This window comes from Mesorhizobium sp. (assembly GCF_024509055.1).
Lineage (GTDB): Bacteria > Pseudomonadota > Alphaproteobacteria > Rhizobiales > Rhizobiaceae > Mesorhizobium.
Window position 1 is genome coordinate 1 of the sequence record NZ_JANINM010000380.1, and the last position, 24107, is coordinate 24107.

At 63.7% G+C, this 24107-nt stretch carries 22 protein-coding genes; 9 read left to right on the plus strand and 13 right to left on the minus strand.

From position 1 onward, the window contains the following. Both Q0L57_RS17965 and Q0L57_RS17970 read left to right on the plus strand, forming a co-directional pair. Positions 1-666, plus strand: a 666-nt coding sequence (locus Q0L57_RS17965) for a hypothetical protein (protein ID WP_366940932.1), incomplete at its 5' end; no start/stop codon positions are given. A gap of 22 nt (positions 667-688) precedes the next feature. After that, complete coding sequence (locus Q0L57_RS17970; protein ID WP_296744500.1) at positions 689-1108, plus strand: MAPEG family protein; 420 nt, start codon at positions 689-691, stop codon at positions 1106-1108. A gap of 3 nt (positions 1109-1111) precedes the next feature. Here the strand turns inward: Q0L57_RS17970 and rnd are convergent, their stop codons facing one another. After that, entirely contained in the window at positions 1112-2263 is a 1152-nt protein-coding gene (gene rnd / locus Q0L57_RS17975; RefSeq protein ID WP_296744501.1) for a ribonuclease D, read from the minus strand. 117 nt (positions 2264-2380) lie between these two features. Continuing rightward, positions 2381-3607: an MFS transporter gene (locus Q0L57_RS17980; protein WP_296744502.1), complete on the minus strand. Its 1227-nt coding sequence runs from the start codon at positions 3605-3607 to the stop codon at positions 2381-2383. Between the two features lie 117 nt (positions 3608-3724). Between Q0L57_RS17980 and Q0L57_RS17985 the strand changes: the two genes are divergently transcribed. Beyond that, positions 3725-4483, plus strand: a complete 759-nt coding sequence (locus tag Q0L57_RS17985) for a DeoR/GlpR family DNA-binding transcription regulator (RefSeq protein ID WP_296744503.1) — start codon at positions 3725-3727, stop codon at positions 4481-4483. A gap of 120 nt (positions 4484-4603) precedes the next feature. Beyond that, on the plus strand, positions 4604-6394 hold the full coding sequence (gene aspS, locus Q0L57_RS17990) for an aspartate--tRNA ligase (RefSeq protein WP_296744520.1): 1791 nt from the start codon (positions 4604-4606) through the stop codon (positions 6392-6394). Positions 6395-6491: 97 nt separating this feature from the next. On the opposite strand, the gene Q0L57_RS17995 is transcribed toward aspS, so the two are convergent. Further along, a complete protein-coding gene (locus tag Q0L57_RS17995) occupies positions 6492-7682 on the minus strand; it encodes a hypothetical protein (protein WP_296744504.1) in 1191 nt (396 codons plus the stop codon). A 401-nt stretch (positions 7683-8083) separates the two neighbouring features. Between Q0L57_RS17995 and parC the strand changes: the two genes are divergently transcribed. Both parC and Q0L57_RS18005 read left to right on the plus strand, forming a co-directional pair. After that, a complete protein-coding gene (gene parC, locus Q0L57_RS18000) occupies positions 8084-10339 on the plus strand; it encodes a DNA topoisomerase IV subunit A (RefSeq protein WP_296744505.1) in 2256 nt (751 codons plus the stop codon). A gap of 129 nt (positions 10340-10468) precedes the next feature. Continuing rightward, positions 10469-11668 (plus strand): AI-2E family transporter, encoded by a 1200-nt coding sequence (locus Q0L57_RS18005; RefSeq protein WP_296744506.1) that lies wholly within the window; start codon positions 10469-10471, stop codon positions 11666-11668. On the opposite strand, the gene Q0L57_RS18010 is transcribed toward Q0L57_RS18005, so the two are convergent. The 4 genes from Q0L57_RS18010 to Q0L57_RS18025 all read right to left on the minus strand — a co-directional run bounded on the left by Q0L57_RS18010 (position 11656) and on the right by Q0L57_RS18025 (position 14838). Further along, positions 11656-12552, minus strand: a complete 897-nt coding sequence (locus Q0L57_RS18010) for a DMT family transporter (RefSeq protein WP_296744507.1) — start codon at positions 12550-12552, stop codon at positions 11656-11658. The two genes, Q0L57_RS18005 and Q0L57_RS18010, sit on opposite strands and share 13 nt — an antisense overlap. A 126-nt stretch (positions 12553-12678) precedes the next feature. Next, positions 12679-13443 (minus strand): arginyltransferase, encoded by a 765-nt coding sequence (locus Q0L57_RS18015; protein ID WP_296744508.1) that lies wholly within the window; start codon positions 13441-13443, stop codon positions 12679-12681. Positions 13444-13591: 148 nt separating this feature from the next. Continuing rightward, entirely contained in the window at positions 13592-14062 is a 471-nt protein-coding gene (locus Q0L57_RS18020; protein ID WP_296744509.1) for an RDD family protein, read from the minus strand. 107 nt (positions 14063-14169) lie between these two features. Next, entirely contained in the window at positions 14170-14838 is a 669-nt protein-coding gene (locus Q0L57_RS18025) for an isoprenylcysteine carboxylmethyltransferase family protein (protein WP_296744521.1), read from the minus strand. 205 nt (positions 14839-15043) lie between these two features. Between Q0L57_RS18025 and sthA the strand changes: the two genes are divergently transcribed. Next, positions 15044-16432 (plus strand): Si-specific NAD(P)(+) transhydrogenase, encoded by a 1389-nt coding sequence (gene sthA, locus Q0L57_RS18030; protein WP_296744510.1) that lies wholly within the window; start codon positions 15044-15046, stop codon positions 16430-16432. A gap of 30 nt (positions 16433-16462) precedes the next feature. Here the strand turns inward: sthA and Q0L57_RS18035 are convergent, their stop codons facing one another. After that, positions 16463-16735 (minus strand): DUF4242 domain-containing protein, encoded by a 273-nt coding sequence (locus Q0L57_RS18035; protein WP_296744511.1) that lies wholly within the window; start codon positions 16733-16735, stop codon positions 16463-16465. A 102-nt stretch (positions 16736-16837) separates the two neighbouring features. On the opposite strand from Q0L57_RS18035, the gene Q0L57_RS18040 reads away from it, so the two are divergent. Further along, positions 16838-17854: an AraC family transcriptional regulator gene (locus Q0L57_RS18040; protein WP_296744512.1), complete on the plus strand. Its 1017-nt coding sequence runs from the start codon at positions 16838-16840 to the stop codon at positions 17852-17854. Between the two features lie 36 nt (positions 17855-17890). On the opposite strand, the gene Q0L57_RS18045 is transcribed toward Q0L57_RS18040, so the two are convergent. The 5 genes from Q0L57_RS18045 to Q0L57_RS18065 form a co-directional block, all read right to left on the minus strand. Then, on the minus strand, positions 17891-18997 hold the full coding sequence (locus Q0L57_RS18045; protein ID WP_296744513.1) for a hypothetical protein: 1107 nt from the start codon (positions 18995-18997) through the stop codon (positions 17891-17893). Continuing rightward, positions 18997-19614, minus strand: a complete 618-nt coding sequence (locus Q0L57_RS18050; RefSeq protein ID WP_296744514.1) for a 5-bromo-4-chloroindolyl phosphate hydrolysis family protein — start codon at positions 19612-19614, stop codon at positions 18997-18999. Before Q0L57_RS18050 ends, Q0L57_RS18045 begins: the two co-directional genes overlap by 1 nt. 8 nt (positions 19615-19622) lie before the next feature. Further along, the gene (locus Q0L57_RS18055) at positions 19623-21194 is read right to left on the minus strand and encodes a substrate-binding domain-containing protein (RefSeq protein ID WP_296744515.1); all 1572 of its coding nucleotides are present in this window, start codon (positions 21192-21194) and stop codon (positions 19623-19625) included. A gap of 10 nt (positions 21195-21204) precedes the next feature. Continuing rightward, a complete protein-coding gene (locus tag Q0L57_RS18060; RefSeq protein WP_296744516.1) occupies positions 21205-22284 on the minus strand; it encodes a toxic anion resistance protein in 1080 nt (359 codons plus the stop codon). Positions 22285-22435: 151 nt separating this feature from the next. Further along, positions 22436-23095 carry an alpha/beta hydrolase gene (locus tag Q0L57_RS18065; protein WP_296744517.1) on the minus strand — a complete coding sequence of 220 codons (660 nt, stop codon included), beginning with the start codon at positions 23093-23095 and terminating at the stop codon, positions 22436-22438. Positions 23096-23299: 204 nt separating this feature from the next. On the opposite strand from Q0L57_RS18065, the gene opgC reads away from it, so the two are divergent. After that, the coding region (opgC, locus tag Q0L57_RS18070; RefSeq protein WP_296744518.1) for an OpgC domain-containing protein at positions 23300-24107 on the plus strand (808 nt) is incomplete at its 3' end.

Below are 24107 nucleotides of genomic sequence, written 5' to 3' on the forward strand. Positions count from 1 at the left end.
ATGCCGGACTTCGTGAAAGCCACGCCCATGACGTCACGATCACCCGCGAAAGCCCGAACTATCCGGGCGGACTTTGATCAGGCTGCCGAGCCTGACCGGCTAGGGGTCTGGCGTGGGCTGGTCGTGACGGTGTTGCGCCTTTCGCGGCACGCCGCCGCACTGTCCATTGCGTCGGTCGGGGTCTTCCTGATGATGACGGCGCTGGAATTCTTTTATTTCCGGAGCCTGAGCGGCGGGCTGCCGTCGCTCGATATGCGCCTAACCGGCTTCACGCCGGAAGAGGGCATGGCGTGGCTCACCGCGCTCGGCCGGCGCGGCGGCGAGATCATCATCGTCTGGCATTACCTGACCTTCGATCTTTTGTTCCCTGCGCTGCTGTCGCTCACCCTGGTAAGCCTCATCCTGTCGTTCGGCCGGCGGCTCGGCGCCTTCCGCGCCATGCCCGCCCAGGCGCAGGCGCTGTCCGCGCTGCTGCTGGTGCTGCCTTATACCCTTGCTGATTACGCGCAGAACTTCGCCGTGGCGCGATTGTTGTCCGATTTCCAGTCGGCCAATCCCGATTCGCTGTCCTTCGCCTCGTCGCTGACGGTCACCAAGTTTGTGCTCCTGGCGATCCCGTTCCTCGTCATCGCGGTCTTCGCTCTGGCCGGGCAACGGCAGCGGTAAAACGGGAGCAGGGGGCGAAAACATGCACCAGACCGCCATCTTCTGGCCGATGCTGGCTCACGTGCTTTTGGTCTACATCGTCTATTTGGTGATGTTCAGGCGCCGCTATCACGCAGTGAAGTCGGGCGAGGCCAAGGTCGGTCAGTACAAGGTCCGCTCCACCGAGCCGGCCTCGAGCGTCACCGTCGCCAACAACCTGATCAACCAGTTCGAGCTGCCGGTACTCTTCCACGTGCTGTGCCTGGCGTTGTTCGTCACCAATGGCGTGAATTATCTGACGGTGGCGCTGATGTGGCTGTTCATTGCGACGCGCTACGTCCATGCCTTGGTGCATCTCACCAGCAACAATCTGATGCACCGTACCGGCATGTTCTTCTTCGGCGCGGCGATATTGCTCGTCGCCTGGGTCTGGTTCGCGCTGCACCTGCTTGGTGCCGTCTAGGCTCTAGAGGTCGAACACCGCGATCTTGCGCTTGTCGAACTTGATGCCGATCTCGCCGCGCACCAGCTTCAGCGCCTGTTCGCCGAACACCGCGCGCCGCCAGCCTTGCAGCGCCGGAACATCGGCGGCGTCACCTTCGGCCGCGATGCGGTCGATGTCGTCGCTGGAAGCGAGCACCTTGGAGGCGACGCCTTCCTTCTCGGCAACGATTCGCAGCAGCACCTTGAGCAGTTCCGCGGCCGCGCTCGATCCCTCCGGCGGCTGGAAGCTCTTCGGCAGTTTCGGCATCGCGTCCTTCGGCATGGCAAGCGCCGCGTTGACGGCGCCAAGCAGCGCCGTGGCGGTGGCCGACCGCTCCCAGCCCTTTGGCGTCGTGCGCAGCTTACCAAGCGCAGCCGCATCGCGCGGCGCCTGCTGAGCGATCTCGTAGATGGCGTCGTCTTTCAGCACACGGCCGCGCGGCACGTCGCGCTCGCGCGCCTCGCGCTCGCGCCATGTGGCCACCGCCTGGACGATCGCCAGTTCCTGCGGCTTGCGCAGCCGCATCTTCAGCCGCTTCCACGCGTCTTCGGGATGCGGATCGTAGGTTTCGCGCGCGGTCAGCACATCCATCTCTTCGTTCAGCCAATGCGCGCGGTCCTCGCGCTTCAGCTCGGCGCTGAGATTTTCATAGACCTTGATCAGATGCGTGACGTCGGCAAGCGCGTATTCCAGCTGCTTCTCGGAGAGCGGCCGGTGGCGCCAATCGGTGAAGCGCGAGGATTTGTCGAGTCGCGCGCCGGTGATCTTCTGGACGAGCTGGTCGTAGGAGACGCTGTCGCCGAAGCCGCAGACCATTGCGGCCACCTGCGTGTCGAAGACCGGATGCGGCACCAGATTGCCGAGATGGACGATGATTTCGATGTCCTGGCGCGCGGCGTGGAAGACCTTGACCACCGCTTCGTTGGCCATCAGCCGGAAGAAGGGTTTCAGATCGATATCGGGCGACAGCGGATCGATCAGCGCGGTCACGCCGGGCGCCGCCATCTGGATCAGGCAGAGGATCGGCCAGAACGTCGTCTCGCGGATGAATTCGGTATCGACGGTGACGAATTGCGACTTTTCGAACGCCGCGATGGCGCTCTCGAGTTCTTCTTGGGTGGTGATGACGTGCATCAAATCGCTTTTGGCATTTTTTTAAGTTTCCTTAAATTTCAGCCGCGCGCGCTTTCGTCAAGCCGCCGATGCGTCATCGTCGTGAGAAGACGGCTTGGATGGGCCGGGCAGGGGCTGTTACGCCTCGCCGGCGGAGACCGCGACCTTGCGTGAGGCAAGCTCCGAACCCTTGCCTTGTGCCGCTTCCGCTGCGGGCGCCCGCCTGCCGAGCGAGCCGGTCGTCAACAGGCTGAGCACTATGAACGGGATGCCCACGCCGTAGGCCGAACGAATACCGAAATGGTCTGAGACGAAGCCGAGCAGCGGCGGGCCGAGCAGGAATGCGATGAAGGAGATCTGCGAAAGCGCCGCGACATTGATCGCCGCGGGGCGATCGGTGCGTTGCGCAGCGGCTGAGATCGCCAGCGGGAAGATCGCGCTGCTGCCGATGCCCAGCAGGGCGAAGCCCAGCATCGAGAGGATCGGGGCAGGCGAGAAGAAGACGATGACCACGCCGGCGGTCATCGTGGCCAGCAGAACGCGCGCCACGCCGCTCGGCGAATGTCGGTCGACGAAGCTGTCGGCGAAGAAACGCGTGGTCGCCTGCGAGAAGGCAAACAGCGCCACCGTGAAGCCGGCAACGAAGGGACCTGATTCGAAGACGGTGCGCATGTAGATCGCCGACCAGTCGATGCTGGCGCCTTCCAGCAGCATCGCCGAGAGCGTCACCGCGACGAGAACCAGGATCGGCAGCGTTGGCCGCGCAAACATCGGGGGCTTGCTGCCCGAGACGGCGAAGCGAGCCGGCGCCGGCTTGAAGCCGCCGAGGAAGAACGCCATCGCTATGGCCACCATCGGCGCGACGAGCGCCAGATGCAGTTGTGGCGACAGGCCGAGATGCGCAAGGGCGCCACCGAACAGCCCGGCGCCGAAAAAGCCCATGCTCCAGAACGAATGCGCCCGGTTCATGATGCGGCGCTTGAGCAGGAATTCGGTCCTGTCGGCCTCGACATTGAGGATGATCTCGACGCTGCCGATCATCAGGCCGACCGGAAGCAGCATCAGGAACAGGGCGAGCGGCCCCGGCGCATGCACCGCGACGGCATAGGCAAGCGAAATCAGCGGGACGAGCACCAGCAGCACGCGGCGAAAACCGACGCGCTCCAGGATCGGTGTCGCCAGCGTCAGCGCTATCAGCGTGCCGATCGGTGTCCCAATCAGACTGAGCCCCAGCGTGCCGTCCTCGATCTGCATGGCGTGCTTGATGTCGGGCAGGCGCGGGAAGATGTTGCCCATGGCGAAGGAATAGATCGCGAACCCGGCATAGACGCGGTGCTGAGGGGCGAGCTTAAGGCCAAAGGTCATTGCTAGGGCTTTCCAAAAGGGGATTCGGCAGGCAGCGCTTCGGACCCGCCTGCGACTCCGTTTCTTGCATAAACGTGCAAATCGTGCAATAACGTGCACAAAGAAATAGGATCGTGCATGTTGACCGAGGAACGGCATCAACAAATTCGCGACCGCCTGGCTGCGGAAGGCAGGGTGCTGGCCGGCGAACTCGCGAGCCGCTTCGGTGTCTCGGAAGACACCGTTCGCCGCGATCTCAGGGAGCTCGCCAAGGCCGGGCAATTGCGCCGCGTCTATGGCGGCGCGATCGCCACCGCGCCCTTTGCCGCTGCCACGATCGGCGAGCGCGGCAGTCATGCGGTCGAAGAGAAGCTGCGCCTCGCAAAGGTATCCGCGGGCCTGCTTGCCGCCGGGCAATCGCTGTTCATCGATGGAGGCACCACCAATGAAGCGGTCGCCAGGGCGATCCAGCGCGATATCGAGCTGACGGTGGCCACCAATTCACTGGGCGTCGCGTCGGCTCTTGCCGACCACCCCTCGATCCGGCTGATCGTGCTCGGCGGCCGTTATGTACGCGACCTCGGCACCTGCGTCGGTGGCGATACGCTTGCCGCCGTGGCGCAATTAAGCGCGGATTTGTTCTTCCTCGGCTCCTGTGGGCTGGATGTCGCGCGCGGCGTCACCGCCTTCGATTCGGCGGAAGCCGAGGTCAAGCGCGCCATGGCCAGGAACAGCGCCGGCATCGTCATCGCCGTCACCAACGACAAGCTCGCCACCGCCGCTCCCTACCGTGTCGCGGCGCCGGATGCGATCCGCCACCTTGTCGTTGAAAAGACGGCTCCTGCCGCCATCCTCGCCGACTTCGAACGCCTGGGCGCTGAAATCCACTTCGCCTGATCCAGGCTAAAGGCTCGCCGAGTGTGGCCGGTTGCCTTGACAAAACCGGCCTCTCATGCGCTTTTCGCGCCAATTTTCAAGCCGGGCCATGCCCGCAATTTCCGGACTTCACCAATGACCATGCACCGTTACCGCAGCCATACCTGTGCCCAATTGAGAAAGAGCGACGTCGGCAATTCCGTCCGCCTGTCGGGCTGGGTGCATCGCGTGCGCGATCATGGCGGGTTGCTCTTCATCGATCTGCGCGACCACTACGGCCTGACCCAGATTGTCGCCGATCCGGATTCGCCGGCATTCAAGGTTGCCGAGACCGTGCGCGGCGAATGGGTGATCCGCGTCGACGGCGAGGTGAAGGCGCGCCTGACCGACACCGTCAACGCCAACCTGCCGACCGGCGAGATCGAGATTTTCGCGCGCGAGATCGAGGTGCTGTCAGCCGCCAAGGAGCTGCCGCTCCCCGTTTTCGGCGAGCCGGACTATCCGGAAGACATCCGCCTGAAGTACCGCTTCCTCGACCTGCGCCGCGAGACGCTGCACAGGAACATCGTGGCGCGCACCAAGATCATCGCCGAGATGCGCAAGCGCATGGGCGAGGTGGGCTTCACCGAGTTCTCGACGCCGATCCTGACCGCATCCTCGCCTGAAGGCGCGCGCGACTTCCTGGTGCCCTCGCGCATCCATCCCGGCACCTTCTACGCGCTGCCGCAGGCGCCGCAGCAGTACAAGCAGCTGATCATGGTTTCCGGTTTCGACCGCTATTTCCAGATCGCGCCCTGCTTCCGCGACGAGGATCCCCGCGCCGACCGCCTGCCCGGCGAATTCTACCAGCTCGACCTCGAAATGAGCTTCGTCGAGCAGGACGATGTGCTCTCGACCATGGAGCCGGTGCTGCGCGGCGTCTTCGAGACTTTCGCCGCCGGCAAGCCGGTGACCCAGAAATTCCGCCGCATCCCGTATGACGAGGCGATGCGCACCTATGGCTCCGACAAGCCGGACCTGCGCAACCCGATCGAGATGCAGAGCGTTTCGGAGCATTTCCGCGGCTCGGGCTTCAAGGTCTTCGCGAACATTCTCGCCAACGATCCGAAGGCCGAGGTGTGGGCCATTCCCGCCAAGACCGGCGGCAGCCGCGCCTTCTGCGACCGCATGAACTCCTGGGCGCAGGGCGAGGGCCAGCCGGGTCTCGGCTACATCTTCTGGCGCAAGGAGGGCGACAAGCTCGAAGGCGCCGGACCGATCGCCAAGAACATCGGCGAGGAGCGTACAGAAGCGGTCCGCCAGCAGCTTGGCCTTGCCGACGGCGACGCCGCTTTCTTCGTCGCCGGCGATCCCAGGAAGTTCGTCGCCTTTGCCGGTGCGGCGCGCACGCGCGCCGGCGAGGAACTGAACCTCGTCGACCGTGATCGTTTCGAACTGTGCTGGATCGTCGATTTCCCGTTCTTCGAGTGGAACGAAGACGAGAAGAAGATCGACTTCGCCCACAATCCGTTCTCCATGCCGCAGGGCGGTATCGACGCCCTCAACGGCCAGGAGCCGCTCGGCATCAAGGCGTTCCAGTACGACATGGTCTGCAATGGCTTCGAGATAGCATCCGGCGGCATCCGCAACCACCTGCCGGAAACCATGGTCAAGGCCTTCGAGATGGTTGGCCTGGACCGGCAGACGGTCGAGGAACGGTTCGGCGGCCTCTACCGCGCGTTCCAGTATGGCGCGCCGCCGCATGGCGGCATGGCGGCGGGTGTCGACCGCATCGTCATGCTGCTGGTGGGCGCCAAGAACCTGCGCGAGATCACCATGTTCCCGATGAACCAGCAGGCCTACGACCTTCTGATGAACGCGCCGTCGGAAGCGACGCCCCAGCAGCTGCGTGAGCTGTCGCTGCGCGTCGCTGTACCGAAGAAGGAAGGTTAGCGGACGCTATCAAACGGTTGCCGCCGTTTGATGAATCGACCTCGACAAAAAAGCCCGGCATCGCTGCCGGGCTTTTCGTTTTGAGCGTTTCGCTCGATCAGTCCTCGTTGGCCTTGACCTTGACGCCGAGCGTTTTCGGCAGGTCGAGGGGGTTCGACATGGCGCCGGCCATGATCAGCGCGAACGGCACTGACGACGGCGGCTCGGCCGAGATCTCGAGGCTCTTCGGATTGTCGAGGAAAGCGTTGACCGCCGCCGACACCTCGGCCGTCAGTTCGGGATTGTTAAGCTGCGACATGCCGAACGGCACGATCGCCTTGGCCTGGTTGGCGACGTCCTTGGACGACATGCCCTGCTGCTTGCCGACATAGTCAAGCACCTTGCCGGTCAGCGAAGCGTCTTCGTAGCGAACCGAGGCGCCGTTGAAGGAAAGCTGCTGCAACAGGCCGAGCATGGCCATGCCCTGCGCCGACTTGTCGGCGCCCTCGGGTTGTGCCGCGAGCTGCTTTTGCATGGCCTGCATCGACTTGATGAAGTCTAGCGTGTAGCCGCCGAGGTTGAAGGTCATGCCGAGCTTGCCGGCATTGTCGACCGCAATGTCGTACTTCGACAATTCCATCTTGCCGTCGCTGGGCTGCCACGTGCCTGCCATCTCGATGTCGCCGGAGATGTTCTGGTAGCCGAGCGCGTCGATCACCTCCTTGGACTTCGGGTCTTCGACCAGCGACAGGTCGGCATTGAACTTGCCAGTCTTGGCGGTGAAGTCCATCGCCTTGCCGTCGGCCGGTGGGGTGACCTGGACGTCGAGCCCTTCCATCGAGAAGGCGGTCTTGTCGCCGACCTTGACCGTGATGTTCTCCATCTCGGCCGACTTGTACATCATCAGCGGACCGAGCGGGCCGTTGGCCCCCTCGGCGGGTATGCTCATATCGTGGATAACGACGGGGCTGAGATCGAGCGTCACGCCTTCCTTCGTGCGCTCGAAGGCCGAGGTCGAGACGGCGGCGATGTCGAAGCCGCCATTGGCGTCGCTGACGCCTTCCAACTTCACGTCGCCGATCGGCAGGGCTTCCTTCTCGGCCGCCGGCTTGATGGACACGCCCTGCAGCACCATGCTGGAATCGTCGCCGGAGACGCCGGTCCAGGATACCTCGACGCCCTGGGCGGCGAACATGGACTTGATGCGCTCGGCGACCGCCGGATCGGCGGCGAATGCGGCATTCAGCGGCACTGTCAGCAGAAAGGTCGAAAAGGCCAGTTTCTTGAGCATTGAGCGTTGGATCGTCATGACGAGTTCCCTGTCTTGAACAGTGTTTTGAATTCCTGCGCCATCACCACTCCGTGACGAACGGGACGGGAAAAAGGCGCTTCCTGGCCCATTTGTCCAATTTGGCGATGAAAAGCAAATCCGAGCCGGCAGCCTTCGCGTGATGCGGTGAATTTGTCATGAAGACCGCAGCTTTCCTTCGCCGGCGCGTTGCATGCCCACTTAGATGCCGCATGTAACAGATTGATGTTGGCCCGCGCCGGTGAGCGGCCGGTCCTGTTTCGTATTGGCGGCAAATTGGAGCGGCCGCCTTGCCGCTTCCGTGAAATCCTTCACACCGCCGGGCATAGCTGGAAAACGAGCGATCCAACGAATGCCACGCGACGCTTGCCGCGAATCACCCGCTCGGCTAGTCCAACCCCATGGGAAAAAGGCTTTTGCCGCCTGAGGACAAGGGCGGCGGCGACAACATTGAACCGGTCGATCTGAAGGAAGCGCTGGAAAAGCGCTATCTCGCCTATGCGCTGTCGACCATCATGCACCGGGCCCTGCCGGATGTGCGCGACGGACTGAAGCCGGTCCATCGGCGCATCATGCACGCCATGCGGCTGCTGCGGCTCAACCCCGACCAGGGCTTCGCCAAATGCGCCCGCATCGTCGGCGAGGTGATGGGCAAGTTCCATCCGCATGGCGACCAGTCGATCTATGACGCGCTGGTGCGCCTGGCGCAGGAATTCTCCATGCGCTACCCGCTGGTCGACGGGCAGGGCAATTTCGGCAACATCGACGGCGATAACGCCGCCGCCATGCGCTACACCGAAGCGCGCATGACCGAGGTGGCGACCGAGCTTCTGTCCGGTATCACCGAGGACGCCGTCGACTACCGGCCGACCTACAATGAAGAGGACGAGGAGCCGGTCGTGCTCCCCGGCGCTTTCCCGAACCTGCTCGCCAACGGCTCGTCCGGCATCGCGGTCGGCATGGCGACTTCGATCCCACCGCACAACGCGGCCGAGCTTTGCGATGCCGCGCTGCATCTGATCGAGCATCCGGATGCGCCGGTGGCGAAGCTGATGGATTTCGTCCAGGGGCCGGATTTCCCGACCGGCGGCATCATCGTCGACAGCCGCGCCTCGATCTTGGACGCCTATGAGACGGGCCGTGGCGGGTTCCGCGTTCGCGCCAAGTGGGGGCAAGAGGACCAGGGCAGGGGCACCTGGAGCATCGTCGTCACCGAAATCCCCTACGGCGTCCAGAAGGCCAGGCTGATCGAGAAGATCGCCGAGCTTCTGATCGCGCGCAAGCTGCCGCTGCTCGAGGATATCCGCGACGAGAGCGCCGAGGACATCCGCGTCGTCCTGGTGCCGAAGAGCCGCACCGTCGATCCAGGCATCCTGATGGAATCGCTGTTCAAGCTCACCGAGCTCGAGAGCCGCTTCCCGCTCAACATGAACGTGCTGTCGCGCGGCAAGGTGCCCAACGTGCTCTCGTTGAAGGGCGTGCTGAAGGAATGGCTGGACCATCGCCGCGACGTGCTGGTTCGCCGCTCCCGACATAGGCTCGGTGAGATCGAGCGGCGCCTGGAGATCCTCGCCGGCTACCTCATCGCTTATCTGAACATCGACGAGGTGATCAGGATCATCCGCGAGGAGGATGAGCCGAAGCAGGTGATGATGGCCCGCTGGTCGCTCACCGACAACCAGGCCGAAGCCATCCTCAACATGCGCCTGCGCGCTCTTCGCAAGCTCGAAGAGATCGAGATCCGCAAGGAGTATGACGGCCTCACCGAGGAGAAGAAGCAGATCGAGGCCCTTTTGGCGTCCGACGCCAAGCAATGGGCGACGATCAAATGGGAAGTGACCCAGGTCCGCGACAAATTCGGCCCGGAAACGAAGCTTGGCAAGCGCCGCACCCAGTTTGCCGACGCGCCGGAACATGACCTCACCGACATCGCCCATGCCATGATCGAGCGCGAGCCGGTCACCGTCGTGGTTTCGGAAAAGGGCTGGCTGCGCGCCATGAAAGGCCACCTGACCGACCATTCGCAGCTTGCCTTCAAGGAAGGCGACAGCCTGAAGCTCGCCTTCCACGCCCAGACCACGGACAAGATCCTGGTCTTCACCACGGGCGGCAAGTTCTACACCATCGGCGCAGACCGGCTGCCGGGCGGGCGCGGCCATGGCGAGCCGATACGCATCATCGTCGACATGGAGAACGACCAGGACATCGTCACCGCCTTCGTCCACGATCCGAAGCGCAAGCTGCTGCTCGTCTCCTACGACGCCAACGGCTTTATCGTTTCCGAGGAAGAAGTCGTCGCCAACACCCGCAAGGGCAAGCAGGTGATGAACGTCAAGGCGCCGGATGAGGCGAAGCGCTGCATTCCGGTCGCCGGCGACCACCTCGCCATCGTCGGCGAGAACCGCAAGCTGCTGGTCTTCCCGCTGGCCGAGATCCCGGAGATGGCGCGCGGCAAGGGCGTGCGCCTGCAGAAATACAAGGATGGCGGCGTGCTGGACCTGAAGACCTTCACGCTGGAGACGGGACTGAGCTGGCAGGATTCGGCCGATCGAACCTTCACCAAGTCGCGTGACGAACTCGCCGAATGGATTGGGACGCGCGCCGCGGCCGGCCGCATGGTGCCGAAGGGATTCCCGCGGACGGGCAAGTTCGGATGAAAGACCTCTCCTTCTCCCACAAGGGAGAAGGAGAGGCTCAAGCCAATCATTTGGACTATCGTCACGATTGCTGCACTATCATGGTGCATAAGCACTGTTTGACCCATCGGGCAGGGGAGAATTGCCGGATTGAAGCGGGCTGAGATCCAGAAACCGGCGCAGCGCCTGTTCGGCCTGTCGACGCCGCTCAGGTCGGCGGTGATTCCGCCGCTGTCGGCGGCACGTTGGTTGCTGCTGCTGATCGTCGCCGCCGGTGTCTACTTCTTCCAGGGCTTCCTGTTTCCGGTGCTGGCGGCGCTCGTCATCGCCTTTGCCAGCTGGCCGCTCTACAAGCGCCTGCTCGTCGCCGTCGGCGGCAACCGCACTATTGCCGCGAGCCTCGCCATCCTTTTCATCCTCGCTTTCCTGGTCGTGCCGATCGCGCTTGCCGGCACCTATGCCATCGGCGAGCTGCGCGAATGGGTGACCTGGGCGATCGAGACCAACCGCCACGGCTCGGTGACACCGCAATGGATCGCCACGATACCGGTGGTCGGCGAGTGGCTGGACGAGCAGTGGACGACCAATCTCGGCCACCCGGGCGGCATCGGTGAGTTGATCCAGCTGGTTAGCGGCTCCAACATCGGCAACATCTATCGCGGGGCGCTCGCCGCCGGCGGCAGCGCCTTCGGGCTGCTGCTCACGCTCCTGTTCATGATGATTGCGCTGTTCTTCGCCTATCGCGACGGCGAGGCCTTCGCGGCGCAGGTCGATCGCCTTGGCGAACGCATCCTGCCGACGCGCTGGGAGCGGATTTCACGCGTGGTGCCGGCGACAATTTCGTCCACGGTGACAGGCATGACCATCATCGCCATCGGCGAGGGCCTCGTGCTCGGCATCGCCTACTGGCTGGCCGGCGTGCCGTCGCCGGTGACGCTCGGCGCGCTGACCGGCATCATGGCGCTTATCCCGGGCGGCGCGCCGCTTTCGTTCACGCTGGTATCGATCTACCTTGCCGCCAGCGGCAAGCTGTTCGCCGGCGTGGCGCTGTTCGTCTGGGGTACGGTGGAGCTTTTCGTCGTCGACAAGACGTTGCGGCCGAAGCTGGTCGGTGGGCCGATCAAGCTGCCTTTCCTGCCGACCTTTTTCGGCCTGATCGGTGGCGTCAAGACGTTGGGTTTCCTCGGCCTGTTCATCGGCCCGGTGCTGATGGCGCTTTTGGTGGCGATCTGGCGCGAATGGCTGCGCGAGATCGAACTGATGGACGAGGTCGCACCGGTCGGTGGCGACGAGAGCGGGCCGCCACAGATCGAGGCCGCGGCCGAGACCAGGAAGGTTCAGGCCGGGTGACTGACGGCGAGCGCCGCGCGGCGCTTGCGGCCCTCATGCAATTGCCAGAGCGAATGCGCGACCAGCGTCACGATCAGGATCGTGCCGCCGATCAGGCTGTTGCGCGTGGGGGCTTCGGCAAAGACCAGCCACACCCAGACCGGCGCCAGCACTGTCTCCAGAAGATAGAACATCGCCACTTCCGGGCCTGAAATATACCTTGGTCCGGCCGCGAGGCAGAAGAACGAGATCGGCATGATCACCGCGCCGTCAAAGATGATCCACCATGGCGCGGTGACGTGAAAGCCTTCTCCGGCGACCATGAACGCGGCGAGCCCGAGCGGAAAGATGACGCCGACCAGCGAGGTGAAGCCCATATCCTTGCCGCTGGCGCGCGAGATGGTGATGGCGACGGCTATGGCCAGCGCCGAGCAGAGCGCCATGAGGTCGCCGAACAACTTACCGGTGCCGACCGAGCCGCCGACGATGACCAGCACGCCGACGATCATCGCCAGCATCGCGATCATCGTCCCGAGCCGCGGCTTCTCACGCAGGAACAGCCAGGAGAGCAGGGCCGCGAACACCGTGTTGAAGGCAAGGATGAAAACGAGGTCCGCGGTCGAGGTATGAAAGACGGCGGTGACGAATGTGATCGAGGTGAGGCCGTAGCAGATCGCCACCGCAAGGCCCGACCAGCCGGGAATGAGCGGCGGCGCCTTGCGGCTGAGCGCGCGCCAGATCGTCCAGATGATCATCGCCGCGACGAGGGTCGTCGCAGTGCGCAGGAACAGGATTGTCCATGCGCCGCCGTCGGCGAGCCGGATCAGCGGAATGTCAACGGTCAGCGTCAGGCCCCCAATGGCGGTGATGAGAAGGCCTTTCTGATGGTCGCTGTGTGATGACATGCGATAATTCTCGAAATGAAACGGAAAGGCGGCCGGCCGGCGCAATCGCACTCTCACCGCGAGGGTGCGGAAAGACCAGCGACCTCTCCATTGAAACACTCTTAAGGGCGGGTTCTGGAAAACTGTTCAGCGCGTGACCGCTTCGTGGTCGTAGCGTTCCCAGCCTTTCGGGCCGAGATGCTCCTGCGGCATGAAGCGCATCTTATAGCTCATCTTGCGCGAGCCGTTGACCCAGTAGCCGAGATAGACGTGGGGCAGTCCCATCGCCCTGGCACGGGCGATATGGTCGAGGATCATGAAGGTGCCGAGCGAGCGGTCCTCGAAATCGGGATTGAAGTAGGAATAGACCATCGACAGGCCATCAGCCATCTTGTCGGTCAGCGCCACCGCGATCAGTTCGCCCTGTCCCTTGCCGGTGATGAAGGTGTCCGGGCCGCGGCGCCGGTATTCGATGATCTTGGTGTCGACATGTGTGTCCTCGACCATCATCGCATAGTCGAGCACCGTCATGTCCGACATGCCGCCGCGCCGGTGGCGGGCATCGAGATAGGCGCGGAAGAGCGAATACTGCTCGGTCGAGGGCTGCGCGTCATGCATGGCGCCGACGAGATCGGCGTTGTGCTGGCTCACGCGCCGCATATTGCGGCTCGGGTTGAACTCCTGCGCCAGGATCCGCACCGAGACGCAGGCCCGGCAGGATTCGCAGGCGGGCCGGTAGGCGATGTTCTGCGAGCGCCGGAAACCACCCTGCGTAAGCAGGTCGTTCATCTCAGGCGCCTTGTCGCCGACGAGGTGTGTGAACACCTTGCGCTCGAACTGTCCCTCCAGATAGGGGCATGGCGACGGCGCGGTCAGGAAGAACTGCGGCGACTGGGTGGGATGCTGCGTCATCGATTCTTGGAAGCGCTCCTGCGAATCGCCCTACCTTTGGCCCGCCCGGCGAAAAATTCAACAGGATTATGCTGCCTCGCCCGGACCGAACTGTTCATAGTTGGGAACGGGCTGTGTAGTGGCGTGATGCAGGCAGCCTTGCACACCGTCAGATGTCGGTGCGCGTGACCACAGTACCCAGAAGCAGGTCATGCAGGGTGCGCTTGCGGTCCGAAAACAGCGTGACCAGCAGCACCAGCGGCGTCAGGATGACATTGCCGGCCCAGAACAGCACCGAATGGATGACCGCGGTCATGCCGTCGATGCGTGTGCCGTCGAGCTTCTCGAGCCGGATGCCCATGATCTTCATGCCGGTCGTCGCCTGGGCGCGGCTGCCCAGCGTGTTCCAGATGTAGAGGATGGCCACCATCGGCAGCAGCACCGAAAACAGTGCCCAGCCGAGGCCGAAGGTCAGCAGTCCGAGGATGGCGACTAGAATGGCGAACGGGATCGTCAGCAATCCCACGATGATGTAATCGATGACAAAGGCGAAGATGCGCCTTGTGCGCACGCCCTGATAGGCTCGCGTATCCTCGAGCCTGGTGGTGATGATCTCGCCGTCAAGTACGCGCGCGTTCATGTCCGATCCTCAAAACAGCGGCATTCAGTGGGAATGCCTGCCCTGTCAGATGGGGAGGGCAGCGCCGAATTCAAGGAAGGGACGGACGCGGCCGGCCGCGCGCCCGTTTAGAATATGCCGGGGAAAAGCCTGTAGCGGACCCTGCCCAGATACTCCCGGTATTCCTCCGTCCGCGCCAGTATGGCTTCCTCGCGCAGGATGCGGTGCACCTGGAACAGCGTGATGATGGCATAGACGGTGAAGTTGTAGATCGAGAAGCTCGACAGCAGGTACAGGATGTGACCCATCAGGTAGCCGGCATAGATCGGGTGCCGCACGAACCGGTAGGCGCCGTCGGTCACGACGCCACGGTTGGCGGGCAGGATGGCAAAGGAACGGCCGAGCGACATCTTCCCCCAGATGACCACCCACAGCGCCAGGAACTGCAACGGCGCGGCGACATAGAGCGGGATGATCGCGACGCCTGGTTCCAGCGAGATCGCGCCGGAGCCGAAACCCGCCGTCAGCGCGATGAACACGGTGAAGGGGTTCCAGTCGCGAACCAGTGGTCGACGCGCCAGAAGCAGCCAGACGAAGGTGAGCGTCTCCGAAATCGTCAGCAGCAGCAGGTTGAGCCGGGCCGGATCGACGATCAGGTGATAGACGCCGCGATAGACGAAGAATGCCGCGACGAACAGCGCGATGGCGCGAAACAGGCCCTCGCGCAGGTCGGTAATGACTTCTGCTTTTCTGGCGCCCGTCAGAACTCCGGAAACGGGCAGAACCTCGTTTTTCATAATCGTCACGTCAGCTACCCCGGTGATTCCCTCGGCGGGAACATTGCACGCAAGCCTTGCCGTCACGTTAAGTTTTGGGGCGCATTTGGTTGTAAAGGAGTGATTCTTTGCTTCTTGCCGGCCGGCGCGCTCCGGGCGGTTGAACATGACGCCGTTCCGGGATTAGTTTGCTGCGGCGCAACAAGACGCCTTGGGGGAATGGGGTATGGACTACGATATGCTGGTCATCGGCAGCGGGCCGTCGGGGCGCCGCGCTGCCGTGCAGTCGGCCAAGCTTGGCAAGTCGGTGATTGTGGTCGACAGGGGACGGCGCCTGGGCGGCGTTTCGGTGCATACCGGCACCATCCCGTCGAAGACGCTGCGAGAGACGGTGCTCAACCTTTCCGGTTGGCGCGAGCGCGGCTTCTACGGCCGCGGCTACCGGGTCAAGCAGGACATTTCGATCAGCGACCTGGTCGACCGCCTTCACAAGACGCTCGACCACGAGGTCGAGGTGCTGCAGCACCAGTTCATGCGCAATACGGTCAAGCATGCGCGCGCCGCGGTGACGTTCCTCGGGCCGAACAAGGCGAGCCTGACAGCCGACAACGGCGATTACAGCGAGATCGGCTTCGCCAACGCCCTGATCGCCGTCGGCACCAGGCCGCACCGTCCGGCCGACGTGCCGTTCGACCAGAAGCGCGTCTTCGACAGCGATGAGATGCTGGAGCTCCACCATCTGCCGCGCACGCTGACGGTGATCGGCGCCGGCGTCATCGGCGTCGAATACGCCACGATCTTCTCGGCGCTCGACGTGCCAGTGACGCTGGTCGAGCCTCGTAACACGATCCTCGATTTCATCGACCGCGAGATCGTCGACGATTTCATCCATCAGATGCGCGACCGCGGCATGACGATCCGCCTGGGCAGCACGGTGAAGGAGATCGCCTCGAAACCCGACCATGCCGAGGTGACGCTGGCCGACGGCCGCACCATCCGCTCGGAAATGGTGCTCTACGCGGCAGGTCGGACCGGCAATGTCGCCAGCCTCGGCCTCGACGTGGTCGGCATCGAGGCGGATTCCAGGGGGCGTATCAAGGTCGATCCGCACACTTTCCAGACTACCGCGCCCAACATCTACGCGGCCGGCGACGTCATAGGCTTCCCCAGTCTTGCCTCGACGTCGATGGAGCAGGGACGTGTCGCGGCCTGCCACGCTTTCGGCGTCAGCCTGCCGCCGCCGCCGGAGAGCTTTCCCTATGGCATCTACGCCGTCCCGGAGATTTCGACGGTCGGCCAGTCGGAGGAACAGGTGCGCCAGAGCGGCGTCGCCTACGAGGTCGGCCTGGCGCGCTTCCGGGAAACCTCGCGCGGCCACATCATGGGCGTCAGCAGCGGCTTCCTGAAGCTGTTGTTCTCGATCGAGACACGTCGGCTGCTCGGCGCCCACATCGTCGGCGAGGGCGCCACCGAGCTCATCCACATCGGCCAGGCCGTGATCAATCTCGGCGGCACGGTCGATTTCTTCGTCAACAACACCTTCAATTATCCGACGCTGGCCGAAGCCTACAAGATAGCCGGGCTGGACGCCTGGAACAGGATGGGGCAGGGGTAAGGCGCGACAGCGCTCGATCCCGAAGCCTCCCTATTCGGCGGTTGCCGGCTCGATCACACTGTGTACCTGCGAAATCCGGTTGGCCGGGAAGCCGGACATTTCCGCGTGCCGGCGCACCAGTCCCTCGTCCGCGGCGTAATAGACGCAGTAGATCTTGTCGTCGGTCACATAGCTCTGGATCCACTGGATCTTCGGTCCAAGCGCGTCGAGCACCTCGCATGACTTCTGCGAAGCACCGCGCAGATCGGAGGCAGAGAGCTTGCCGACAGCCGGCATGTCGCGTTCGATGACGAATTTGGGCATGGTTCCTCCTTGCCGGGTCCCGATTGACCTGGTCGCCTGTCGGCGCGATGCTCGGATCGTGCTTCGACGGGGGGAGTTTGCGCGCCAGCGCAGTCGCACGCCATGATCGGGACGCCTGACACATTGATCGGACAACCGGCAGATAGCCGGCGCGAAGGCAGCAAGGACGTGCTTCTGGACGTGCTGTCGCAGGTCCGGCTGTCCGGGGCGGTCTTTCTGCTTGGGGAGTATAGGGCGCCTTGGGCGCTGGATTCCCCGGAAGCCGAGGACATGGCAAAGCTGTTGGCGACGGGTTCGAAGCGGCTGATACTGTTCCACATCGTGCAGGAGGGGTGTTTCCGGATAAGCGCGCGCGGCATTCAGGTGGAAGGTCAGGAGGGCGACCTGATCGTCCTGCCGCACGGTGACCGGCATCTGATGGGCAATCCCGCGTTGAGCGATGCCACGCCGGCGTCCGAACTGGTGCCGCCGCCGCCATGGCAAAGCCTGCCTGTCGTTCGCATCGACGGCGGGGGCGAGACAACCCGCCTCGTTTGCGGCTATCTGACCTGCGATCAGCTTCTCTTCAATGTCTTCTTGCAGCGCCTGCCGCCTGTCTTCTGCGTCCGTCCGCGCGCGGGCGCGGCGACCGAATGGATGCAGGCCTGTTTCACCTACGCGCTGGGCGAGAGCGTCAATGCCGGCCAGGGCAACAGGCTGCTGATGGCGCGTCTGCCGGAGCTCCTCTTCATCGAAGCGTTGCGGCTTTACTCCGAACAGATCTCCCCGGATACGGGATGGCTCGCGGCGGTGGGCGATCCGGTGCTTGGACGCGCCCTGGGTCTTATCCATGCCGAGCCGACGAAGAAATGGAACAATGAGGAACTGGCGCGGTGCGCGGCCACATCCCGCTCGGTGCTCGACGAGCGGTTCAGGAAGCTGCTCGGCCAGTCGCCGATGCGCTACCTGACCGAATGGCGCATGCAAATGGCCGCCGACCTGCTGCGCGACCGGAAAATGAAGCTCCTCGCCATCGCCGAGCGCTGTGGCTATGGATCCGAAGAAGCCTTCAGCCGGGCGTTCCATCGCTGTCTCGGCGTTTCTCCTGCCCAATGGCGGGAGACGGCATTGTCCGCCTAGGCAGCCGCGCCTGATGCCAAGCGGGCCTCTGGCCGGCTAGACTTCCAATTGCGAAAGCAGCGAAAGCATCACGTCCGCCGAAGGCATCGGCAACACCGCTTCGATCTCGGCCGGCCGTACCCCTGCGATCGTGTCGCTGCCGGCTGCGACGGTACCGAGCGGCCCCCTGAAACCGTGCTTCGACCAGGCGAGTTCCTGCAGCTTCGGGCTGGTCAGCGCTTCCAGCAGCTGATCGACGGCCGGATCGATGACAATCAGCGGATGCGCCGAATAGACGGTCGGGCGCGGATAGAGGATCTCGGGCTTTGCGCCGGCTCCGGCCTGCACGCGCTGCCAGCGCGCCGGGTCGGCGAGCGCCCATTCCACCAGCTGGTTCTCGTAGCCCACCACCATCGGCTCGGCGCCGAGGCCGCCGGCGATGTATTGGTCAAACAGCTTGCCGGACGACGACGACTTCAGCCCCATGCTGCGGAAGATCGACTTTGCCTGTTCGCCATGCTGGGCAAGCAGTTCTTGGGTCGCCACGTCGCCGCTCATCAGGCTGAGCACCAGGCCGGAGAACATGAAGCCGGAATTGGAGCGGTTGGGATCGGTGGAGACGATACGGGCGCGGCCGTAGAGTTCGGGAATGCCGAGATCCGACCAGTTCTTGCCGGCAAGGATGGCATCAAGCAGCGCCTTGAGGTCGAGCTGGTTGTAGCCGCCCTTGGCCGCGACGGTGACCAGCCCGCTCTTCTTCAGGCCTTCGACGACCGGCCCCCAAGTGTAGACGACGATAGGCGAGTTGAGCACGACCTGGTCGTTGCGGATCGAGACGCCGCTCTTGCGGGCGAGGTCGACCATGATCGACGAGGACGGCCACAGGAACTGCGGCTTCTGCGTCAGGAGCGCCGGCTCGCGCACCATCTCGACCGAACCGGCAACGCGCGCGTCGAGTTCCAGCCCGTAGCCACCGAGCGCGCTGGCAACATCGGGATCGGCCAGGAAAGCCTGCTTCTCGCCGCCGATGAAGCCGAACAGGTGCGCGCGGCTGCCGAGATAGCCGCGGAACTCCGGCCGGTCCTTCAGCGTCAGGTAGCCGCCCGTGCCCGCCGCGGCGGCGGCCAGCAGTCCCAGTCCGAAAGCGCGGCGTGAAAGGGCCATCAGTGACCGATATCCTCTTTAAGCGACTGCTGGATGAGCCGCAGGTCGACGTCGAGTGTGCCAAGCTCGGAATCCGCCTGGCTGTCGGCATAATGGACGAAGGCGTCTTGCAGCTTGGTGATCACCGCGCCGACATTGGCAAGCCGCGCCTGGCTGGGTGCGCGCCGGTTGGAAAGCTCGGCATAGCCTTCCGCGACTTCCGCCGCCTGGGGCACGTAGTAGGTGAGGAAGCGCCGCACCGAGGCCGCGCTCGCCGGCTTGGCTTCTACCCTGGAGATGACGTCGGCCGCGATGTCCGACAGGTTCTTGACCTTCGCTTTCATCTCCTTGTCGGCGATCGAGCCTGCGGCCGCCGTGAGCCGGTCGGCCGCAGGCTGCGCCTGCGACAGCAGCTCGCGCGCGAATGCCACCTGGCCACCGCCGATCGAGCCGAGATCGAGTCCTTCGAACAGCTGGCGAGGCGCCAGCACGAAGACCAGCCCGAAAAACACCAGCACCGAAATCGCCGCCGAAACCAGGAACGGGAAATGCGTGAGCGTGCTGAGGCCGATGAGCAGCGCGGCCGACACGAGGCCCGCCACGATCCAGTTCAAGTCGTTGCCGAACAAGCCTCGCATCGTTCGCCTTAGTTGTATCCGCGCGCGGCTCGGAAGGCGCCGGCGAGGTCGCCTGCGCCGTCGAAGACGCGGGCGGAGGTCGCCTTGGCTAAGCTGTCGAGCTGCGTCTTGTCGGCGTCGCCGAAGGTGATGCCGAACACCGGCACGCGCACCGGCGCCTCACGCCATTGCACCAGGAACGGCTCGGCGCTGCCGTCGGTGCGTCCGTCCGTCATGATGACGATGGCCGGCAGATATTTCGACAGGTTCGGGGTCGCGACGATCTTCTGCAGCGCCTGCGAGGCGCAGGCATACATGTCAGTGCCGCCGCCGGCACGTTGCTGGGCCACGTCGGCGAGAAGCTGGCTTTGCCCAGCAGGATCGCCGGTCGCGTCGAAGACATCGCGCACCGTGGCGTCGAAGGGCAGCACGAAGATGTGGTCCGATGGCGTCCACTGCGCCAGAACCTCGCTCGATTTCTCGGGCGTGAAGAGGAATTGCGCGGCGGCCTGGAGCTGTTTCTCGCCCTGGTCTTCCATCGAGCCCGAAAAGTCGAAGCAGAGCGCCGTCAGCGACGGCTTGCGCAGGGCCTGCTGGTAGAGGTCGAGCGCCTTGCGGATCACCGCCGGCTCGGGCATGCGGATCGACGTCACCAGCTTGCCCGGATTGAAATTCCAGTCCGGCTCGGCCGTCGCCTGGACCGCGGCGCCGCCGAGCGGCAGCCGTCGGCCGGTGTCGGCGATGCGCTTGCGCACCGCGTCGGACTGCAGGTAGGCGACGAGGTCGGTGAAGAATTTTTCGACATCGGCGCCGCGCCCATGGTCGATGAAGCCGAGCGGGGAATCGCCGACTGCGACGCCATCCGCAGGATAGATCGCATAGAGCGGCTCGTCGCCCATCTGCTTCAACTTGTCGTTGGTCTCCTTCAATGTGGCTTCGTAGTTCCACATTGCGTCGTAGAGCGTGCCCTTGCGCGCGGAATCGACATAAAGGTCGGCAAGCCAGCCGGACGAGCCGGACGAGCGCTCGACACCTTGGAGCAGGGCGCTCACAGTGACGTGCACCGATGGATTGTCGAGATCGCCGGGCTCGATCACCTCCTTGCCGCCGAGAGCGCTGGAAAGCATTGCCAGATAGGCGCTGGCGCCGGAATTGGACTGCGTGGCCGACGTCATCAGGAATTTGAGCTTGCCGTCGTTCACAGCGGCGAGGATGTCCTTCATGTGGACGTCCTTGCCGATCCATCCCAGATCCGCGGCCTTCGACTTGCGCACGCCTAGGATTACCGGCATCTGCGCGATCGAAGTAAGATTGCGCACCTTGCGGCCGGAATCGAACAGGTCGACCCAGACGCTGGAGGCTGGCCACACCGCGTCCTGGTCGAGCCCGCCCTGCTTCTGCAGGCCAAGGCCGATATCGAGCGATCCCTGGTAGGACACGGTGCAGGTGGCGCCTTGCTTGGCGCAGAACTCCTGCACGATCGGCTCCAGCACCGTGTTTTCGGACCCGGAGACGATCGAGAATTTGACGTTGCTGGAATTGCAGGCCGCCAGCAGCATCGAGGCCGCCAGCAGGAGAACGGACGACAGCTTGTTTTGCATCGAGGATCCGTCAGCCCTGGGTGAGCGCTTTCTTGAGGTCGGCGGTCATCTGGTCCATCTGCTTTTCGGCGTCGGCCCGTTTCTGGCGGCCTTGCTCCTGGACCTTGAGCACGCCCTGCACCGTGTCGATCAGGTCGCGGTTGGCCTGCGCCAGCGTCTCGATGTCGACGATGCCGCGCTGCGCCTGTTCCTCGATCGAGATGGCCTGGTCCTTCATCATCTTCGATGTCTGGCGGATCATCTCGTTGGTGGCATCGGTCACCGTCTTTTGCAGCTCCAGCGCAGATTTCTGGCTGGTCAGGCCGAGCAGGATGACCATCTTCTGCTTCCAGGCAGGAACCGTTAGCGCCGAGGTCGCCTGCAGGTTCTCGATCAGCGTCTCGTCGCCGGCCTGCACGATGCGGATCTGCGGCAATTGCTGGATGCCAAGCTGGCGCGCCTGCACGAGATAGAAGACGCGTTTTTCCAGGCGGTCGAGCGCCTGCACCGCATCCTGATAGGTCTGCGCTTCCAACGTCCCGCCGGCATCGCTCGCCTTGGCGTCTGCCGCGGCCTTCAGCTTCGGCAACTCGTTGGCGCGGTAGTCGTCCACGAACTTCTTGCCGCCTTGCACATAGGCATCGAGGTTGAGTATCGACTCCTTCGTCTGCTCGTGCAGGTCGTCGAGCACGGCTATGTCGCGCCGCAGCACATCCTTGTGGCGGTCGAGCTCGAGGCCGATGCGGTCGATCTGGCCGGCTACGTCCGCGTACTTCTCCTTGAAGCGTTCGAGCCTTGCCTTGAACGAGGAGAAGAGGTTGCTCAGGAACCCTTCTTCCTTCAGCGACGCGGGGTCGAGGTTCTTGGCTTTCATGATGATGTCGGTGAGCAGCGTGCCGGTGTCGCCGAGATCGCGGTTGCGGATCTGCGACAGGATCTTGTCGGCGTAATCGCTCACGGCCTGCTGTGCACGGTCGCCGAAGACCGAGATCGCCGCTCTGTCACGGATATCGATCCCGCCCTCGATCCTGGCGATCTCGCCTGGACTGGCTACGATGACGGGTAGTTTGGACGTGTCGTCGAGCAGAGTGATGCTGTTCTTGTCGGTCATGCAGACCTCCCCCTGAGTGAACAGTATCTCGATAGACAGTGTGTAACAGAGATATGTCGCCGCTGTGGACAATGAAAGGGCGGGGCGCCTCCAGCTGCAAAACAGGTTACTTTTCAGTGGTTCAGCGCAGGCTGCGCGGCAGGTTCCGTCGTCAGGCAACCGATGCGGCCGCGGCAAGCCATTGCCGCGCGATCGCGGCGTCGGCGTCGCCGAATTCATGTCCCGAGGCGACGATGCGCGCATCGATCTCGGCGCCGCGCTGGCTGAGCAGCGTTACCAGCGCGGGCGCGAACGGCCCATAGGTCTGATCCTCGGCGCCGGCAACGATCAGCACCCGCGTTTGGCCGAGGTCGGTCGCAGGCGGATCGTCGAGCACCGGCATGGCCCTGAGCAGGGTTGCCTGCCGCACAAGTCCCGGGTGAAGCAGCATGAGCGTGGAAACCAGGTTGGCGCCATTCGAGTAGCCGAGGAAGGTCGCACGCCCAAGGTCGATGCCGTGGCGCCTGGCGGCTTCGGCCGCGAACTGGGCATAGGCGGCGGTTTCGGCGCGGATGCTCGCCTGCTCGAATCTGGTCGGCGTGATTCGCTCGAACCAGCGGAAGCCATCGTCCTGGAGGATGCGTCCGCGCGCGGCGACGATGGCCGTATCGGGGGCGATCTGCCTTGCCAAAGGTAGCAATATCGTCTCATCGACGCCGGATCCGTGGAGCAGAAACAGGCACGCGCCGCTTCTGTTCGCGGGTGAGAAGAAGCGATACGGAAAACTAAGATCGAGCTGTAGCGCGCTGTTTTCTATGTCATGTTCGGACATGATCACATCCTTTTGATTCCATTGTGATTTCGATGGTTAGCCGGCGTCACAACTGAATGTTTTCTTGCTCCCCGAAAGTTGATTGAACCAAGCGCATTTCAGTCCGTTTCTGCGTCGATATACTCCCTGCGGGAGGAATCGGAGCGGTGCGTCTCGGGGGTCGCATTGCTGGCTATGAACAACCAGCTTTGAGGCCTTTTGTCGATGAGCAACCCAGTGTTAAGCGCGCGCGATACGCGCATTGATGTGTTGCGGGCACTCGCCCTGCTTACCATCTTCGTTGACCATGTCCCCGGCACGGTCTTTGAAAATCTCACCTACAGGAACTTCGGCTTCTCCGACGCGGCCGAAGCCTTTGTATTGATCTCCGGCATCTCCGTGGCGCTTGCCTACGGCACCAGGTTCCAGCCCGGCGCCAGGCTTCTGTCGACCTTGAAGATGTGGCGGCGGGCCGGCGTGCTTTATGTCGCCCACATCGTCATCACCATGGCGGTGATGGCCATGTTCTGTGCCGTGGCGGTATTCGCGCATCGGCCGGAACTGCTCAAGATGATCAACATCGAGCCGCTGATGCGCAATACGCCCGAAGTGCTGCTCGGCATCGTCACGCTCGGCCACCAGCTCGGCTACAACAACATCCTGCCGGTCTACGCGGCGCTGCTTCTGATGGCGCCCGCCTTCGTCCTGTTCGTCAGCTACCGGCCCGTGGCTGCTCTGACCGTTTCCGGGCTGCTGTGGCTCGTCGCCGGAATATGGCAGATCGCCCCGCCCAACTATCCTGAGCCCGGCCTCTGGTTCCTCAACCCGCTGTCCTGGCAGTTCCTGTTCAACATCGGGCTTGCCGCGATGCTGCATGTGAAGCGCGGCGGGACCATTCCGGTCAACCGCTGGCTGATCGGCGCCGCCGCGGCCTACGTTCTGATCGCGGCCATCTGGGTGCACAGCCCTCTCTGGGGGCAGATCACCTGGTTCAACCTGCCGGTGGTGATCGGCGGCTTCGACAAGACCTTCC